Raw genomic sequence first — 17,981 nt, 5'->3', positions numbered from 1 at the left:
CTGTGACGTCGTGGGGCGCTGCGTGTGCTCCACGAGACCCCCTCATCACTGATGCGCCAGTAGTGGCGCCCCCGGCAGGATTCGAACCTGCGCTCCCGCCTCCGGAGGGCGGTGCTCTATCCCCTGAGCTACGGGGGCCTTGCGGCCTCGGGCCTGCCCAACACTAGCAGCCCTCAGCGGGTGTCTACACTCGCCACCATGCCCGTGTCCCGACGCCAGTTCGCCACACTGCTCGCCGTGGCAGGCGCCGCCTGCGGGGGAACTGCCGGGTGCGTCCGACAGGCCGCCCCGGCCCCCTTCGTCGCCCGCACCAGCGCGCCGCCGTGGGATGCACCCCGCGACGCCGTCTCGAACCTGCGGGCGGCCGGGCTGCCGGAACTCCCGCTGAACGACACCTCCGACCCGCACGTGTTCACCATGACCCTCACCCTCGACAGCCAGCCCATGGTCATCCCCGCCCACATCGGCGTCGATCGCGTGCGGGCCGTGCAGGCGCCCGCGCACACCCACGACGAGACCGGTCAGGTCTGGCTCGAGGGCCGTGGCAACGACGAGGTGACGCTCGGGCAGTGGTTCACCCTGTGGGGAGTGCGGGCCACCCCGACGGCCTTCGGCCCGCTGGATTCGGCGACGTGGCACGTCAGCGTCGACGACCGCCCGAGCAGCGCGGGGCTCGACCTGGTGCTGCGCACCGTGGCCAAGCGTCTCGACGTGGTGGTCGCCGGGGGTTGACCCCCGAGCGGCATGGCACCCTTGGGCGCATGACCCACATGCACGTTGCCGGCGTCACCCACGCCGACGTCTGGGGCGCCGGACCGCAATGGTTGGACCGCCCCAGCGACGTCAACGCCCTCGACACCGAGCTCTGGAGCCGCACCACCACGCGCACCGACACGGGCGAGGTCAGCATCGGCGGCCTGGGCATCGGTGCGATCGTCGACGAAACGGCGACCCCGGTGTACGTGATGGACGAGCGCGACTTCCGCTCGCGGGCCGCCGCCTTCCGCGAGGCCTTCGCCGATTGGGACGTGTTCTACGCCGGCAAGGCGCTGCTCACCCGCGCGGTGGCGCGCTGGGCGCTCGAGGAGGGGCTCAGCCTCGACGTGTGCAGTCTCGGTGAACTGGTGACCGCCCTGCGTGCCGGGGTGCCGCCGGAGAAGATCGGCCTGCACGGCAACAACAAGTCCGTCGAGGAACTGCGGCTCGCCGTCGAGCACGGCATCGGTCGCATCGTGGTCGACTCCCTCGACGAGATCGCCCGGCTCGAGCAGATCACCGAGGAACTCGACCGCCCTGCCACCGTGTTGGTGCGGGTGACGGTCGGGGTCGAGGCGCACACCCACGAGTACATCGCCACCGCTCACGAGGACCAGAAGTTCGGTTTCTCGATCGCCAACGGGGCGGCCATGGTCGCCATGGTGCGCTGCAACTACCACCCGCGCATCCGGCTGGCCGGCATCCACAGTCACATCGGTTCGCAGATCTTCGCCACCCAGGGCTTCGAGGTCGCGGCCCGCCGCACCATGAAGCTGCTGGCGCAGTTCCATGCGGCCACCGGCGCACAGTTGCCCGAGCTCGACCTGGGCGGTGGTTTCGGCATCCGTTACACCAGCCAGGACTCCCCGGCCACGCCCGACCAGTTGGCCAGCGACCTGCGCGAGATCGTCGAGCACGAGGCCCGTGGCTTCGGGCTGGCCGTGCCCCGGATGTCGATCGAGCCCGGACGAGCCATCGTTGGCCCGGCCGGCACCGCGGTCTACACCGTCGGCACCGTCAAGACCGTGGAGCTCGACGGCGGCCAGAGCCGCGTCTACGTGTCGGTCGACGGTGGCATGAGCGACAACATCCGCACGGCGCTCTACGCCGCCGAGTACTCCGCCGCCGTGGTCAACCGCACCAGCGAGGCGCCGCCCGTGCTCTGCCGCGTGGTGGGCAAGCACTGCGAGGCCGGCGACATCATCGTCCGTGACGTCTTCCTGCCCGGTGACATCGCTCCCGGCGACCTGATCGGTGTGCCCGCCAACGGCGCCTACTCCCGCTCGATGGCCTCGAACTACAACCACGCCACCAAGCCACCCGTGGTGGCGGTGCGTGACGGTGTGGTGACAACCTTGCTGCGTCGCGAGACGTTGGACGACCTGCTCGGTCTGGACGTCGGCGCATGATCACGTCGGCACAGCTGAAGGAGACCGCGGTGAAGGAACCGCTCAAGATCGCCCTGTTGGGCTGCGGTGTCGTCGGAACGCAGGTGGCGCGCCTGCTCACCCAGCAGACCGCCGACATCGAGGCTCGCATTGGTGGGCAGGTCGAACTGGTGGGCATCGCCGTGCGTGACCTCGAGCGCCCCCGCGAGGGTCTGGATCCCGACCTGTTCACCACCGATGCCCTGGGGTTGGTCAGCCGCGACGACCTCGACGTGGTCATCGAGGTGATCGGCGGCATCGACCCGGTGCACACCCTGGTGCGCACCGCCATCGAGCATGGTGCCTCGGTGGTCACCGCCAACAAGGCGCTGCTGGCCCAGCACGGTGCCGAACTGTCGAGCCTCGCCGAGCGTGAGGGTGTCGACCTGTATTTCGAGGCCGCCGTGGCCGGCGCGATCCCGATCATCCGCCCGTTGCGGGAGTCGCTGGTCGGCGACGAGATCACCACGGTGATGGGCATCGTCAACGGCACCACCAACTTCATCCTCGACAAGATGTCTGACGGCGGCGCCTACGCCGACGTGCTCGCCGAGGCACAGGCCCTGGGTTACGCGGAGGCGGATCCGACCGCCGATGTCGAGGGCTTCGACGCCGCGGCCAAGGCCGCCATTCTGGCCTCGCTCGCCTTCCACACCAATGTGCGTGGTTCCGAGGTGTATCGCGAGGGGATCACCCGGCTGGAGCCCGACGACATCGCGGCCGCCCAAGGCATGGGTTTCGAGGTCAAGCTGATCGCCATCGCCCACCTCAACGACGACCAGTCGGTGACCGTGAAGGTACACCCGGCGATGGTTCCCCAGGATCACCCCCTCGCCTCGGTGAAGGGGGCCTACAACGCCATCTTCGTCGAGTCCCGGGAGGCCGGTCGGCTGATGTTCCTGGGCCCGGGCGCCGGGGGAGCGCCCACCGCCTCGGCCGTGATGGGCGACCTGGTCACCGTGGCCCGCAACCGGGTGCGCGGGGTCGCCGGCCCGGCGCAGACCAGCTACACGCAGCGCAAGGTGGCCCCGTTGGGGGCGTCGGTGACCCGGTACTTCCTGCGCTTCGAGGTGCGCGACAAGCCGGGCATCCTGGCGGCCGCCGCGCAGATCTTCGCCGAGCACGAGGTGTCGGTGCAGACGGTTCAGCAGTCGACCATCGAGGCGTTGTCGCGCGGCGACGAGATCTCGGCGACCCTGGGCATGCTCACCCACACCGCGACCGAGGAGCAGTTGCAGGCGTGCGTGGCCAAGCTCGAGGCCAGTGACTTCGTGCCCCGAGGTGTGCGCGTGCTGCGCGTCGAAGGCGTGTGATGGACCCCGACATGTCGGTGACGGTGCGAGTGCCGGCCACCTCGGCCAATCTCGGCCCCGGTTTCGACGCGATGGGGCTGGCGCTCGACCTGTACGACGAGGTCACCGTCACCACCTCGGACCGGTTGGGATTCACCCTCTCGGGTGAGGGGGCGGACGAGGTGCCCCGCGACGAATCGCACCTGGTGGTCACCGCCATTCGGCAAGGGTTGGTCGACCTGGGTCACCCCGAGCCGCACCACGGACTGCACCTGCGGGCCCACAACGTCATCCCGCACAGCCGGGGGCTGGGCTCGTCGGCCGCCGCCATCGGAGCCGGCCTGGTGTGCGCGTGGGCGATGGCTCGTCCGGGTACCGAACTGGACCGCGAGTGGCTGCTCGATCGGTCGTCGCGCATCGAGGGCCACCCCGACAATGCCGGCGCGGTGGTGCATGGGGGAGCGGTGCTCGCCTGGATGGACGCCGACCAGGTTGGGTTGGTGAACCTGCAGGTCGACCCCCGCATCGAGGCCCTGGTGTACGTGCCTCCGGCCGGGCTGTCGACCGCCAAGGCCAGGCGGGTGCTGCCCGGCACCCTGCGGCGGTCGGCGGTCATCAACCAGGCCAGCCGGGCCGCCCTGTTGGTGCATGCCCTCGCCGGTGCTCCCGACCAGTTGTGGGAGGCCACCCGCGACTGGCTGCACCAGGAGCAGCGGGCCTCGCTGATGCCGGACTCGCACCGGCTGCGCCTTCGCCTGCGTGCCGCGGGTGTGGCCGCGGCCGTGTCGGGGGCCGGCACCACCATCATCGCCCTCGGAACGCCCGAACAACTGGCCGAGGCCGACACGGTCTCTGCCGACGGTTTCACCGTTCGCCGAGCGCGGATCGGACGAGGTGCCCACGTGGTGCGCGGCGAGGCGGCGTGGGTGGACTGACACCCACGCTGCTATGGTGGTGCGCGACACCTGTTCGTGTCATACCGCCGAGGACTCCGGCAGCACTCAGATCGCGCTGATGATCGTCACGATCGCGCGTGGCTGGGAGAAGTCCATCTCATTGGTGAACGGGCCCGTCCCGAGAGCTCACCTGCACCCTCCGAAGGGACCTTCGTGACCGAATCCAACGCCGGACTGACCGGCAAGCTCCTGCCCGAACTGAAGTCGATTGCTTCGGGACTGGGCATTCAGGGCGCCAACAAGATGCGCAAGGCCGACCTCGTCGCCGCCATCGGTGCTCGTCAGGGCGGTGGAGCGCCCCACACCTCGTCCGCTCGCCCCCAATCCGAACCGACTCAGCAGCGAGAGCCGGCTCCGCAGCGGGAGCGCCGCGAGGCCGAACCGCAGGCCGAGGCCCGCCCCTCGACGACCGTCGACGAGGTCGGCGCACGGCTGGCACAGCTGACGGCCGAGACCCAGACCGGCGAGGGCGGCGGTCGCCGTCGGCGCCGTCGCGGCGACCAATCCGGCGACGGTGGCGAGGAGTCGGCCCAGACCACGGGCGACTCGGGCCAGGCCGACACGCAGGCGGGGGAGAGCCGTCGGGAGCGCAACCGCCAGAACAGCGATCGCCAAAACAACGATCGCCAAAACAACGATCGCCAGAACTCGGGCAACCAGAACTCGGGCAACCAGAACTCGGACCGCCAGAATAACGATCGCCAGAACTCGGACCGCCAGATCGGCGATCGCCAGAACTCGGGCAACCAGAACAACCAGAACTCGGGGAACCAGAACCGGGGCAACCAGAACAACCAGGGTGGCTTCGACTTCGATGACGAGTCGGGCGGCCGCCGCAGCCGTCGCCGTCGCCAGCGCGACCGGCAGAACCGCCGCGGCAACCGCAGCTCGGGTGGTCAGGGTCTCGCCGACGAGCCCACCATCTCCGACGATGACGTGCTCGTGCCGGTGCGGGGCATTCTCGACGTGCTCGACAACTACGCCTGTGTGCGCACGCAGGGCTACCTGCCGGGGCCCAACGACGCCTACCTGTCGATCTCGCAGGTGCGCAAGTACGGTCTGCGCCGCGGCGACGTGGTCACCGGGCAGATGCGCGCGCCCAAGGAGGGCGACCGCAGCCAGAAGTTCGCCCCGCTGGTCAAGGTCGAGACGATCAACAACGCCGATCCCGAGACGATGCGTCATCGTCCCGAGTTCACCAAGTTGACGCCCCTCTACCCGCAGGAGCGGTTGCGGCTCGAGACCACGGCGACGAACATGACGGGCCGCATCATCGACCTGGTCTCGCCGATCGGCAAGGGCCAGCGTGGCCTGATCGTCTCGCCCCCGAAGGCCGGCAAGACGATGATCATGCAGAACATCGCCAACGCGATCGCGGCCAACAACCCCGAGGTGCACCTGATGGTGGTTCTCGTCGACGAGCGCCCCGAAGAGGTGACCGACTTCCAGCGCACCGTCTCGGGTGAGGTGATCGCCTCGACGTTCGACCGTCCGGCCGAGGATCACACCATGATCTCGGAGCTGGCGATCGAGCGGGCCAAGCGTCTGGTCGAGCTGGGTCACGACGTCGCGGTGCTGCTCGACGGCATCACCCGACTGGGCCGCGCCTACAACCTGGCCGCCCCGGCGTCGGGTCGCATCCTGTCGGGCGGTGTCGACTCCGCGGCGCTGTACCCGCCGAAGAAGTTCTTCGGTGCGGCGCGCAACATCGAGAACGGCGGCTCGCTGACCATCTTGGCGACGGCCCTCATCGAGACCGGCTCGCGCATGGACGAGGTGATCTTCGAGGAGTTCAAGGGCACCGGCAACATGGAGCTCAGGCTGCAGCGGCAGCTGGCAGACAAGCGCATCTTCCCGGCCATCAACGTCGACGCCTCGGGCACCCGCCGCGAGGAGCTGCTGCTCGGCCGCGAAGAGCTGGCCATCATGTGGAAGCTGCGCCGGGTGCTGTCGGGCCTGGAGGACCAGGCGGCTCTGGAGATGCTGCTCTCGCGACTGCGCAAGACGCAGACCAACAACGAGTTCCTGGCCGTGATTTCCCGCACCACCCCCTCGACCGAGGGCTGAGACGGGAGCGGCCGGGAAGGGCAACAACAGAACCGATTCTGTACGACCGCCCAAACCGCCGCTGGCAAGCACGAACGCCCCATCCGCTCGGATGGGGCGTTCTGCTTTGTTCACGGTTAGGTCACGGTTTCATGAACACTCTCGCGAAACTGACTGAATGGTGATTCAGTTCTGTCAGGTCCCCGAACCCGGTGCGCGCAGCTGAGCCCGCCCCCGGCGACGGGATCGGTGCCCCGGGTTCGACGTCGACCCGGTGGACGAGAACAGAGCATGCAAAGGAGCATCATGAACACTTCGTGGACGCCCACTCGCCGTGGGTTCCTCGGCCTGGCGGCCGCGGCCACCGCAGGCCTCGCACTGACGGCCTGTGGCACCGCGACGAACACTCCCGGCAACACCGGTACCAGCACCACCGGTGCGAGCGGGGCACCCGGTGCCAAGCCGCTGCGCAGCGGTGTCTCCGGTGACACGCTGTTCTTCGCGGGCATGCAGTGGGGCGCCCCCACCAGCTTCAGCCCGCTGAACCCCTCGCCGGCCTTCGGCGGCGCGACCGGCTCGATGCAGATCATGTACGAGTCGCTGGTGCGCTTCAACCAGCTCGACGGCAGCCTGACCCCCGGTCTGGCGACCGAACTCAAGGTCGTCGACGACTCCACCTGGGAACTGCCCATGCAGGAGGGCACCAAGTGGAGCGACGGCTCGGAGCTGACCCCCGATGACGTGATCTTCACCTTCGAGCTGGCCAAGACCGCCTCGGTGGGCTACTCCAGCTTCTGGAACTACGTCGAGTCCATGACCGCCAACGGCCGGGTCATCCAGCTGAAGCTGAAGACCGGCGCCGCTGGCAACCCGCTGCTGGTGCGCGACAACCTCGCCAACGTGGCCATCCTGCCGAAGTCGTACTACGGCAGCATCGCCCCCGACAAGCTCCCCAGCGACGCCAACCTCAAGCCGCTCGGTTCGGGCCCCTACAAGCTCGAGAGCTACGACGCCACCCAGGTCGTCTACGCCCTCAACGAGGACTACTGGGGCAAGACCGCCTTCGGCATCCCGGCGCCCAAGAAGATCGTTCACCCCATCTTCAAGTCCAACAACGACGGTGACCTGAAGCTCGAGTCGGGTGAGGTCGACGTCAGCCAGCAGTTCACCCCGCAGATCTGGAAGATGTGGGAGGACAAGAAGAAGCCGGTCTCGACCTACCTCAAGGAGAAGCCGTACTACCTGCCCGGTGGCATGCCGTCGCTGATCTTCAACCTGTCGAAGAAGGGCATCAGCGACGTCAACGTGCGTCGCGCCATCGCCCACGCCATCAACTACGCCGACATCTCGGCCAAGGCGATGAGCGAGTACTCCGCGGAGATCTCGGCCTCGATCATCATCCCCAAGGGCTCCGAGGAGAAGTACTTCGACCAGGCCGCCGTCGACAAGACCGGCTGGAAGTACGACAAGGAGAAGGCGATCCAGATCCTGGAGCAGGACGCCAAGGCCACCAAGGGTTCCGACGGCATCTACGTGCTGCCCGACGGCACCCGTCTGGGCCCGTGGAAGCTGATCACCCCCACCGGCTGGACCGACTGGAACACCTCCTGCGAGATCATCGCCAAGTCGCTGAAGGAGATCGGCATCGACGTGGCCACGAACTTCCCGCAGGCCCCGCAGGTGACCGACGCCATCCAGAACGGCAACTTCGAGCTGGCCCACTGGAACTACGCCGGCATCGGCCCCGCCAGCCCGTGGACCCGCTTCCGTGACTACCTGCTGGACGAGGGCGTCGCCCCCATCGGGCAGCGTGCCTACTGGAACTACGGTCGCTTCTCGGATCCGTCGGTCAAGGGCCTGCTCGCCGATGCTGCTTCGGCGGGTGACGACGAGGCCAAGGCCAAGGCGGCCTACCAGGCGCTCGACGAGGTCTTCCGCAAGAACATCCCGGCCGTGCCCGTGATGTACCGCCCGAGCCAGTTCTTCGAGTTCAACACCGGCACCTGGACCGGTTTCCCCACCGAGGACGATCCCTACGCACCCCCGACGTTCACCGGCGCCGGAATGATGTGGCTGTTCAAGATCAAGAAGGTCGGAGCCTGATCTTCTCGTCCATGATCCCGTTGGCGGCGGCACCTGGTGCCGCCGCCAACGGGCGCCAGCATCATTCCCGGAAGGGGGAGTCATGGGCTTCGGCCGCTATCTGATTCGCAAGCTCCTGTGGTACGTCGCCGCGCTCTTCGTGGCACTGCTGCTCAACTACTTCCTGCCCCGTCTGATCCCCGGCAACCCCGTCGACGCCCTCGTGGGGCGTCTGGCCCAGGGTGGAGCCGGCTCGGAACAGCTGCAGCAGGTCTACACGCAATACGTCAAGGAATTCGGGCTCGACAAGCCCTGGTGGCAGCAGTTCCTGCTCTACCTGCAGAACCTCGTCCAGGGTGATCTGGGCACGTCGTTCAGCCAGTACCCGGCGCCTGTCAAGGGGCTCATCAGTGAGGCCCTGCCCTGGTCGATCGCCATTCAGTTGCCCGCCATCATCGTGGGCTGGGTCGTCGGCAACCTGCTCGGCGCAGTCGCGGCCTTCAAGGGCGGTTGGTTCGACCGCGGAGCCTTCGTGGGTTCGCTGTTCCTGTCGTCGATGCCCTACTACTGCCTGGCCATCCTGCTGCTGTTCGGTCTCGCCGTGTGGCAGCCGATCTTCCCGCTGGGCCGCGCCTACTCGCTGGGTCTGACACCCGAGCCGACCATGGCGTTCTTCATGGACGCCATCAGTTACTGGTGGTTGCCCTTCTGGTCGCTGGTGCTCATCTTCATCGGTGGGCAGGCCGTGGGCATGCGTTCGATGGCCATCTACGAACTCGGCTCCGACTACGTGAACTACGGTCGCGGGCTGGGCATGCGCGATTCCCAGATGGTGCGCTACATCTTCCGCAACGCCATGCTTCCGCAGATCACGGGCCTGGCCCTGTCGATCGGCGGTCTGGTGGGCGGCGCCCTGATCACCGAACTGGTGTTCAACTATCCCGGCATGGGATCGCTGTTGTTCACCGCCATCGGCGCCAGTGACTACCCCGTGATCCAGGCGATCACGCTGATCATCACGGTCACCGTGCTGCTGGCCAACTTCGCCGTCGAGGTCTTGTATGGCCTGATCGATCCGCGCATCCGCGCCACCCAGGGAGGTGACAAGTCATGAGGTTCTCCGCGCGTTTCTACGTGGCGGCCTTCCTGGTGCTGCTGGTGCTGGTGATCGGCTTCCTCGGCCCGTTCATCGTGGGGGTCGACCCCAATGCCTCGATCGGTGGCCTCTACGACAAGCCGGGTTCACACCCCGGTCTCGGTGGCCTGCTCGGCACCGACAACGAGGGGCAGTCGGTGGTGGCGAACCTCGTCTACGGCACCCGCACCTCGCTGCTGGTGGGCCTGATCGCCGGACTCGTGGCCAGCGCCATCGGCCTGGTGATCGGACTGGTCGCCGGGTACGCCGGCGGCATGATCGAAGAGATCCTGATGGGTCTGACGAACATCGTGCTGGCCATTCCCGGCATCGTGATCGTCATCCTGCTCTCGGTCTCGCTGCCCTCGCGCGGCATCATCACGTTGGCCCTGGTCATCGGCATCACGTCGTGGCCGTGGACGGCCCGCGCCGTGCGCGCCCAGGCCACCTCGGTGCGAACGCGTGAACACATCGAGGTCGCCAAGATGTCGGGTGCGAACTTCTGGAGCATCCTCGTCTGGGACGTGCTGCCGTACCTGCTGAGCTACGTCGTGATGGCGTTCGTGTTGCAGGTGGCCAGCGCCATCCTCACCGAATCGTCCCTGTCGATGCTGGGTCTGGGCCCGTCGGGCATCGTCTCGATCGGCATGATGCTCAACTGGGCACTCGCCTGGGGTTCGATCCGCGTCGGCGCCTGGTGGGCGTTCATTCCGCCCACGATCATGCTGACGCTGATCGCCTTCTCGCTGTTCCTGCTGCAGTCCAGCCTGGACGAGCTGTTCAACCCGCGCCTGCGTCGCGGCAAGAAGCTGAAGGCGATCCCTTCCACCACCACCGACGAGGACGAGTTCCTGCCCGCGGCGGGTTCGGCCGTCGGGCCGGCGGCCATGATGGAAGCCGCCGCGGTCGACCGCACGACCGAGGAGGTCAAGCCATGAGCAAGCGACTGTTGGAGGCCAAGCAGATCTCGGCCGCCTACCACACGCCCGATGGCAAGGAAGTTCGCGCCGTCGACAACGTCAGCCTGTTCGTCAACGAGGGCGAGATCGTCGGCTGCGCCGGCGAGTCGGGGTGTGGCAAGTCCACCCTCGGTAACGTGCTCGCGCTGACCGCTCGTCCGCCGCTCTACCCGATCGGTGGCACGATCACGATCGACGGGCAGACGCTCGAGCTCGGTCACGAGAACAAGGTGCCCCGCACCTGGCGCGGCGAGGTCGTGTCGATGCTCCCGCAGGGTGCCCTCAACTCGTTGTCGGCCACGGCCAAGATTCGTGGCCTCGTCGTCGACGTGATGCGGGCGCACGGCACCAAGCTGTCGAAGGACGAGTGCCTCGACCTCGCGCGGGACCGCATGAAGAATCTGGGGCTGCCGCCCCGGGCGCTCGATTCCTACCCGCACCAGCTGTCGGGCGGTATGAAGCAGCGCGTGATCACCGTGATCTCGACCCTGCTCAACCCCAAGTTGCTGATCGCGGACGAGCCCACCTCGGCCCTCGACGTCTCGAGCCAGCGCGCGCTGGTCGAGATGCTCCGGGAGATGCTCAACCAGGACATCATGAAGGGCGTCATCTTCGTCACCCACGACCTGCCGCTGCTGAAGACGATCTCCGACCGCATCGCCGTGATGTACGCGGGCCAGATCGTCGAGGTGGCCACGGCCGACGACATCGCCGAGCGTCCGCGTCACCCGTACTCCAAGGCCCTGCTGAACGCCGTGCTGGCGCCCGAGCAGGAGACCCTGGACAAGCGGGTCGAGGGCATCAAGGGGTCGCCCCCCAGCCTGGCCAAGCCGCCCAGTGGGTGCCGTTTCCACCCGCGCTGCGGGCTGGCGATGGACATCTGTGCCCAGACCATGCCGAAGGCGCAGGGCAACGATCTCGCCTTCGCCCGCTGCCACTGGTCGCAGCAGCACCCCCAGGAGCTGATCCGCATCGAGGACGTGCTGCGCCGCAACGACGAGGTCGATGAGGACGGCGTCGCGAAGCTGACGGCCGGGAAGGGGGCCTGACGATGGCACTGTTCGAGGCGGACAACATCGCCAAGACCTTCGGCAGCGGCAAGGGCGCCGTCCACGCGGTGAAGGGGGCCACCTTCGCCCTGGAGGAGGGCACCATCACCGCGGTCGTGGGCGAGTCGGGGTCGGGCAAGTCGACCCTCGCCCGGTTGGTGCTGGGCCTGCTGCCCAGTTCCGGCGGCACCATGACCTTCGACGGAAGGGATGTCACCAAGCTGAACTTCCTGCAGTCGAAGCGGTACTGGGCCGACGTGCAGGCGGTCTTCCAGGACCCGTTCAGCGCGTTCAACCAGTTCTTCACCGTCGAGCGTCTGCTCGACCGGTCGGCGAAGCTGATCGAGAACAAGTCGGAGGCCAAGGCACGCATGGAGGAGGCCCTGCACCACGTGGGGTTCGAGGCCGGTGACGTGCTCAAGAAGCATCCGCACGAGCTCTCGGGCGGTCAGCGGCAGCGCATCATGATCGCGCGGGCGCTGATGATGCGGCCGAAGTTGCTGCTGGCCGACGAGGCGACCTCGATGTTGGATGCGTCACTGCGCGTGAACGTGCTGAACGTGTTGCGCGATCTGCGTGACAACCTCGGCACCACCGTCATGATCATCACCCACGACATCGGCCAGGCCACCTACGTGGCCGACCGGATGTTGGTGATGCAGAAGGGCGACATGGTCGAGCAGGGCACCAGCAAGGACGTGGTGTTCAACCCCCAGCACGAGTACACCAAGCAACTGCTGGCCGACGTGCCCAAGCTGCACGGCGACCTCGGTGAACTGGTGAGCTGACGCCCACCGGGGCACCCGTCGGGGCGGGGTCGGTCATGGACCGGCCCCGCCCCGTCGCGTCTGGCCGCGTTGGTCGGAAGCATCGCCCGGCTGTGCTTGGATGGCCATCGTGACAAGACCCAAAGTGCACGACGAATCTCTGCGCGAGAGTCTGATCCAAGAAGCATCCCGCATGATCGCGCAACATGGCCGGGCCGGGCTGAACCTGCGTCAGGTCGCCACCGCCACCGGCACCTCGACCACCGCGATCTACTCGCTGTTCGGATCGAAGGACGATCTGGTCACGGCAGTCAATGCCGCGGCCTTCGACAGTTTCGGACGGTCGCAGCGCGCCGTCCCGCAGGGGGACGACCCCCTCGCCGACCTGCGCGCGCTCGGCTGCGACTACCGCCGGTGGGCGCTCGCCCACCCGCACTTCTACGTGGGCATGTTCCGGGAGGCATCGGAGGAACTCACCGACCCGTCGGCGGCCGCGATGCAACCGCTGCTGGTCGGGCTGCAGCGCTGCGCGGACAAGGGCCTGATCACCGGGCACGTCGGTGCCGTCGCCGCCATGTTCTGGGCGTGCGTGCACGGCTTCGTCAGCCTCGAGATCGCCGGCCAGTTGAACTTCTTCCCCGACCGCGACCAGGCCTTCGTCCATCTGCTCGAGTCGCACGCCACGGGGTTGGTCGTGCAGGACCGCAACCCGGGCTTCGACCCGCCGACCTGGCTGCGGCAGGTGCTGATTCGTCTCGCGGACGACGGCGTGGCACAATAGGTCCTCGGCCCCGGTTCACGCACTCCTGCGACCCGGAGCACTGACCCCAAGGAGAAACCATGAAGCAGGGTATCCACCCCGAATACGTCGAGACCACGGTCACCTGCACCTGTGGCGCGACGTTCACCACCAAGAGCACCGCGAAGGGCGGTCAGCTGTCGGCTGACGTCTGCTCCGAGTGCCACCCGTTCTACACCGGCAAGCAGAAGATTCTCGACACCGGCGGCCGCGTGGCCCGCTTCGAGCGTCGCTACGCCAAGAAATGAGCTGCTGACCAGTCAGGCTCCGACGACCCCCCGCAGCATCGCGGGGGGTCGTCGTCTTTCGTGACCAGCCCAGCCCCCAGGAAGGAACCGCCCGTGGCCGACGTCGCCGACACCCTGCGCCGAGAACACTCCGAGTTGGAGCGGCAGTTGGCCGATCCCGCAGTGCTGGGTGACGTCGCGACCAGCCGGCGGGTGGGTCGCCGCTATTCGGAACTGTCGGGCATCGTCCGGGCGCTGGACGAGCGCGACGGGCTCCGGCTCGACGCCGCGGCCGCGCGGGAACTGGCCGCCGACGACGCCGAGTTCGCCGCCGAGGCCGACACGCTGGACGAGGCGTTGGTCGCTGCCGAGCGCCGGGTGAGCGAACTGCTGGCGCCGCGCGACCCCCACGACGCCTTCGACGCCATCGTCGAGATCAAGGCCGGCGAGGGCGGGGAGGAGTCGGCGCTGTTCGCGGCGGACCTGTTCGCCATGTATTCCCGCTACGCCGAGCACGTGGGCTGGAAGATCGCGCTGCTGGACGCTCAGGAGACCGACCTGGGCGGCTTCAAGTCGGTCACCTTCTCGGCCCAGGCCCAGGCCTCGACCGAACCGGCCCGGCTGCCATTCGGCGTGCTCAAGTTCGAGGGTGGCGTGCACCGGGTGCAGCGCGTGCCGGTGACCGAGTCGCAGGGCAGGATCCACACCTCGGCGGCCGGCGTGCTGGTGATGCCCGACATCGAGGCCGACGAGGTCGAGGTGAACGAGTCCGACCTGCGCATCGACGTCTACCGGTCGTCGGGGCCCGGTGGCCAGGGCGTGAACACGACCGACTCGGCGGTGCGGATCACCCACCTGCCGACGGGTACCGTGGTCACCTGCCAGAACGAACGCAGCCAGTTGCAGAACCGTGAGCAGGCGATGCGCATGTTGCGTGCCCGCCTCGTCGCCATGGCCGAGGAGCAGGCCGCCGCCTCGGCCCAGGCCGCCCGCAGCTCGCAGGTGCGTACGGTCGACCGTTCCGAGCGGATTCGCACCTACAACTTCCCCGAGAACCGGGTCGCCGACCACCGGATCGGTTACAAGGCCCACAATCTCGACCAGGTGTTGGCCGGTGACCTGGAGGCGCTCGTCGAAGCCCTGCAGGCCGCCGACCTCGCCGACCGACTGGCCCGCGCATGAGTGGCGACCTGCGCGCCCTCTCCGATCGGCTCGCGGCGGGCGGTGTGGTCAGCGCCGACGCAGAGGCGCGCCTGCTGCTCGCCCACGCGGCGGGCGTCACGTCCGACCGGGTCTTCCTCGTCGGAGCCCTGGACGAGGACCAGCGCGCCCGGCTCGAGGCGGCCGTGGCCCGCCGGCTGGCAGGGGATCCCCTGCAGCACATCACCGGCGAGGCGTGGTTCCGGCACGTGCGCGTCGAGGTGGGCCCGGGCGTGTTCGTGCCCCGGCCAGAGACCGAACTGCTCGCCGGCTGGGCCATCGATCGGCTGCGCGGCTCCGCCCCCGGCCGCGTGGTGGCCGAGCCCTGCACCGGCTCGGGTGCCATCAGCCTGGCCATCGCCGACGAGGCCCCAGGGCACCGGCAGTACGCCGTCGAGCTCAGCCCCGAGGCCCACGCGTGGGCAGCACGCAACCTGGCGGGCACCGCCGTTGACCTGCGGCTGGGCGACCTGGCCGACGCGTGGCCCGACCTCGACGGCACCGTCGACGTGCTGGTGGTGAACCCGCCCTACGTGCCCACCAGCACGCGGGTGCCCGACGAGGTCACCCGCGACCCGGAGCTGGCCGTCTTCTCGGGTACCGACGGGCTCGACGCCATCCGCGTGGTCGCCACCTTGGCTGCCCGGCTGTTGCGTCCGGCGACGACCGCGCCCGCCGGCGAGGTGGGTGGCGCGGTTGGCTGCGAGCACGACGAATCCCACGCCGAGGCCGTCCGCGACCTGTTCGCTGCCGCCGGCCTGCGCGAGGTGCACACCCACCCCGATCTGGTGAGTCGTCCGCGGTTCACGACGGCCGTGGCAGGATGATCGGGTGAGCGAGAACGAGACCGCACCCGGCCTGCCCGTCGAAGCGACCTGGCAGCGCCACAGTTTGGCCGCCGACGCGCCGGCCGACGAGCTGGAGGCGAGCTACCGGGCCGCCGTCGACGCCATTCGCGAGGGTCGCGTGATCGTCATTCCCACCGACACCGTCTACGGGGTGGCCGCCGATGCCACCAATGCCGACGCGGTGCAGGCCCTGTTGAACGCGAAGGTGCGGGGGCGTGACATGCCGCCGCCGGTGCTGATCTCCGACGCCATCATGCTGGGCTCGCTGGCCCAGGAGGTGCCCGAGGCGGCCGCGACGCTGACCGCCGCCCACTGGCCGGGTGCGCTGACCGTCATTCTCAAGGCCCAGTCGAGTCTCGGCATGGATCTGGGGGAGACCGCCGGCACCATCGCGGTGCGGGTGCCCGACCACGAGGGCACGCGCGCCCTGCTGCGTCGCACCGGCCCGCTGGCGGTCAGCTCGGCCAACATCTCGGGCAACCCCGCCGCCACCACCGTCGACGAGGCCGTCGACCAGCTGGGTGAGTCGATCGCCGTCTATCTCGACGGGGGGCCGACACCGGGCATGTCGCCCTCGTCCATCGTCGACTTCTCGGGCTCGGACGCCGGCCGCCTGGTGCGCCTCGGGGCCCTGACCGTCGAGGCCCTGCAGGAACTGTTGCCCGACCTCGACCTGGGGGAGTTCGCGCCTGTCACGGAGGTCGAGGAGGTCGACGAGGCCCCGGCAGAGCCCGAGACCGAGACGGCCGAGGAGGCCGCGGTGGAGGACATGATCGAGGAGGGTGGCCCCGTCGAGGCCGCCGAGGAGCCGGCCCAGAGCTGACATGCGCGAGTACCTGCTGGTGCTGCTGACCGCGGCGATGACCACGTACCTGCTCGCCGGCATGTGCCGGCGGATCGCCCTGCGCGTGGGCGCCCTGGCCATGGTGCGCGACCGTGACGTGCACGCGGTGCCGATTCCCTACTTCGGGGGAGTCGCGATGCTCGGTGGCATCGCCGGGGCGCTGTTGTTGGCGGCGCAACTGCCCTTCCTCGGACGATTCGCCCTCGTCAGCCACGACTCCATGTCGATCCTGCTGGCAGGGCTCGTGATCTGCGTCGTCGGCGTGCTCGACGACCTGATCGATCTGCCGGCGCTGGCCAAGTTCGCGGGTCAGATCCTGGCCGCGGCCATCGTGGTCACCAACGGCGTGCGCATGTACTGGATCCCGCTGGCCAACTCGATCTTCGCGCTCGACCAGGCCTCGTCGATCGTGATCACCGTCTTCTTCATCGTGCTGTGCGCCAATGCCGTCAACTTCGTCGACGGACTCGACGGGCTGGCGGCCGGTGTGGTCGCCATCGGCGCCGGGGCCTTCTTCGTCTACACCTACCTGTTGGCCTACGAGCAGGACATCACCCGCGCGACCACCGCGAGCCTGGTCACCGTCGGGGTGACCGGAGTCTGCCTGGGCTTCCTGCCGCACAACTTCTCGCCGGCCCGCATGTTCATGGGTGACTCCGGCGCCCTGCTGCTGGGGCTGCTGATGGCCTGCTCGGTGATCTCCCTGACGGGCCAGATCGACTCGTCGGCCCTGTCGGCCACCAACGGCTCGCTGGTGCCGAGCTACCTGCCGATCGTGCTGCCGTTCGCCATCATGGCGATCCCGCTGCTCGATCTCGTGATGGCCTACGTCAGGCGCACGATGAACGGCAACTGGTGGTTCGTCGCCGACAAGCAGCACCTGCACCACCGGTTGCTGCAGAAGGGCCACTCCCAGGCCGGGGCCGTGGGCGTGATGTACCTGTGGACCGCGATCCTGAGCTTCGGCACCGTGGCCATCGGCATGCGCACGAACGCCTGGACGATCGGGGGCACGTGCGTCGCCGTCGTCGTGGCCACGGTGGTCACGCTGCTGCGGGGACGACGCTCCCAGCCGGCGCCGGCCGGCACGAGCGGTGCCGCATGAGCAGCGTGAGTGCCCGCCTGCTGTCGTCGATGATGCGCAGTTCGCTGCTGTTCGCCCAGGCGGCGCTGCTGGTGGCGCTGGGTGTGGGATGGTTCACAGCCGGAGCCGTCGGTCTCGGCAATGCCGCCGCCGGGGGAGCGCTGGTGCTGCTCTTCTTCGCCGCCGGGCAGGGCGTGCAGTTGTTGGCCGGCGAACTGGACCCGCGCCAAGGGCTGGGGCTCACTCTGATGAGTTACCTTGTCAGAGCGGCCTTGCTGGGCGGAGCACTGCTGGCGGTGCAGCGCTCGCAGCGGCTGGCCGAGGCCTTTCGTCCGGTGCCCTTCTGTTGGGGAGTCGGGCTCGTGCTGGTGGCGTGGCTTGCCGGCATGTTCTGGGCCCACGCCCACCTGCGCATCCCGGTGTACGACTCCGCGGAAGAAGCGGACGAGCGAGTGTGACCAGCCCCGAGTTCTGCTGCTAGAGTCACGATCGACATGGACGACGAGAGTT

General features: G+C 68.5%; 17 protein-coding genes and 1 tRNA gene. 17 read left to right on the top strand and 1 reads right to left on the bottom strand.

The annotated features are described in order from the left end of the window. Positions 1 to 63 precede the first annotated feature (63 nt). Positions 64 to 138 (bottom strand) — tRNA-Arg (locus ACSDQ9_RS02530). A gap of 60 nt (positions 139 to 198) precedes the next feature. On the opposite strand from ACSDQ9_RS02530, the gene ACSDQ9_RS02525 reads away from it, so the two are divergent. The 17 genes from ACSDQ9_RS02525 (at position 199) to ACSDQ9_RS02445 (ending at position 17,929) form a co-directional block, all read left to right on the top strand. Next, the gene (locus ACSDQ9_RS02525; RefSeq protein ID WP_435143194.1) at positions 199 to 732 is read left to right on the top strand and encodes a hypothetical protein; all 534 of its coding nucleotides are present in this window, start codon (positions 199 to 201) and stop codon (positions 730 to 732) included. A gap of 29 nt (positions 733 to 761) precedes the next feature. Next, a complete protein-coding gene (gene lysA, locus ACSDQ9_RS02520; RefSeq protein ID WP_435143192.1) occupies positions 762 to 2,165 on the top strand; it encodes a diaminopimelate decarboxylase in 1,404 nt (467 codons plus the stop codon). After that, the gene (locus tag ACSDQ9_RS02515) at positions 2,162 to 3,496 is read left to right on the top strand and encodes a homoserine dehydrogenase (RefSeq protein ID WP_435143190.1); all 1,335 of its coding nucleotides are present in this window, start codon (positions 2,162 to 2,164) and stop codon (positions 3,494 to 3,496) included. The genes lysA and ACSDQ9_RS02515 overlap by 4 nt, the downstream gene beginning before the upstream one ends. After that, complete coding sequence (gene thrB, locus ACSDQ9_RS02510; protein WP_435143188.1) at positions 3,496 to 4,410, top strand: homoserine kinase; 915 nt, start codon at positions 3,496 to 3,498, stop codon at positions 4,408 to 4,410. The genes ACSDQ9_RS02515 and thrB overlap by 1 nt, the downstream gene beginning before the upstream one ends. A gap of 174 nt (positions 4,411 to 4,584) precedes the next feature. Further along, positions 4,585 to 6,498, top strand: coding sequence for a transcription termination factor Rho (rho, locus tag ACSDQ9_RS02505; RefSeq protein WP_435143186.1), 1,914 nt, complete (start codon positions 4,585 to 4,587; stop codon positions 6,496 to 6,498). A 285-nt stretch (positions 6,499 to 6,783) separates the two neighbouring features. Then, positions 6,784 to 8,580 carry an ABC transporter substrate-binding protein gene (locus tag ACSDQ9_RS02500; protein ID WP_435143184.1) on the top strand — a complete coding sequence of 599 codons (1,797 nt, stop codon included), beginning with the start codon at positions 6,784 to 6,786 and terminating at the stop codon, positions 8,578 to 8,580. A gap of 82 nt (positions 8,581 to 8,662) precedes the next feature. Next, positions 8,663 to 9,673, top strand: a complete 1,011-nt coding sequence (locus tag ACSDQ9_RS02495; RefSeq protein WP_435143182.1) for an ABC transporter permease — start codon at positions 8,663 to 8,665, stop codon at positions 9,671 to 9,673. Beyond that, positions 9,670 to 10,632 (top strand): ABC transporter permease, encoded by a 963-nt coding sequence (locus ACSDQ9_RS02490; RefSeq protein ID WP_435143180.1) that lies wholly within the window; start codon positions 9,670 to 9,672, stop codon positions 10,630 to 10,632. The genes ACSDQ9_RS02495 and ACSDQ9_RS02490 overlap by 4 nt, the downstream gene beginning before the upstream one ends. Next, positions 10,629 to 11,702 (top strand): ABC transporter ATP-binding protein, encoded by a 1,074-nt coding sequence (locus ACSDQ9_RS02485; RefSeq protein WP_435143178.1) that lies wholly within the window; start codon positions 10,629 to 10,631, stop codon positions 11,700 to 11,702. Before ACSDQ9_RS02490 ends, ACSDQ9_RS02485 begins: the two co-directional genes overlap by 4 nt. 2 nt (positions 11,703 to 11,704) lie before the next feature. Further along, a complete protein-coding gene (locus ACSDQ9_RS02480) occupies positions 11,705 to 12,490 on the top strand; it encodes an ABC transporter ATP-binding protein (RefSeq protein ID WP_435143177.1) in 786 nt (261 codons plus the stop codon). 100 nt (positions 12,491 to 12,590) lie between these two features. Then, the gene (locus ACSDQ9_RS02475) at positions 12,591 to 13,250 is read left to right on the top strand and encodes a TetR/AcrR family transcriptional regulator (protein WP_435143175.1); all 660 of its coding nucleotides are present in this window, start codon (positions 12,591 to 12,593) and stop codon (positions 13,248 to 13,250) included. A gap of 59 nt (positions 13,251 to 13,309) precedes the next feature. Further along, complete coding sequence (gene rpmE, locus ACSDQ9_RS02470; RefSeq protein ID WP_435143174.1) at positions 13,310 to 13,516, top strand: 50S ribosomal protein L31; 207 nt, start codon at positions 13,310 to 13,312, stop codon at positions 13,514 to 13,516. A 93-nt stretch (positions 13,517 to 13,609) separates the two neighbouring features. Continuing rightward, a complete protein-coding gene (gene prfA / locus ACSDQ9_RS02465) occupies positions 13,610 to 14,677 on the top strand; it encodes a peptide chain release factor 1 (RefSeq protein WP_435143172.1) in 1,068 nt (355 codons plus the stop codon). Then, the gene (locus ACSDQ9_RS02460; RefSeq protein ID WP_435143170.1) at positions 14,674 to 15,522 is read left to right on the top strand and encodes a N5-glutamine methyltransferase family protein; all 849 of its coding nucleotides are present in this window, start codon (positions 14,674 to 14,676) and stop codon (positions 15,520 to 15,522) included. The genes prfA and ACSDQ9_RS02460 overlap by 4 nt, the downstream gene beginning before the upstream one ends. A 4-nt stretch (positions 15,523 to 15,526) precedes the next feature. Beyond that, complete coding sequence (locus ACSDQ9_RS02455) at positions 15,527 to 16,366, top strand: L-threonylcarbamoyladenylate synthase (protein ID WP_435143168.1); 840 nt, start codon at positions 15,527 to 15,529, stop codon at positions 16,364 to 16,366. A 1-nt stretch (position 16,367) separates the two neighbouring features. Beyond that, on the top strand, positions 16,368 to 17,492 hold the full coding sequence (locus ACSDQ9_RS02450) for an MraY family glycosyltransferase (RefSeq protein ID WP_435143166.1): 1,125 nt from the start codon (positions 16,368 to 16,370) through the stop codon (positions 17,490 to 17,492). Next, complete coding sequence (locus ACSDQ9_RS02445; RefSeq protein ID WP_435143164.1) at positions 17,489 to 17,929, top strand: hypothetical protein; 441 nt, start codon at positions 17,489 to 17,491, stop codon at positions 17,927 to 17,929. The genes ACSDQ9_RS02450 and ACSDQ9_RS02445 overlap by 4 nt, the downstream gene beginning before the upstream one ends. Positions 17,930 to 17,981 lie beyond the last annotated feature (52 nt).

Origin of the sequence: Aestuariimicrobium soli, from assembly GCF_051192575.1 — a bacterium.
Classification (GTDB): Bacteria; Actinomycetota; Actinomycetes; order Propionibacteriales; family Propionibacteriaceae; genus Aestuariimicrobium; species Aestuariimicrobium soli.
This window is presented reverse-complemented; position numbering and strand designations above follow the sequence as displayed.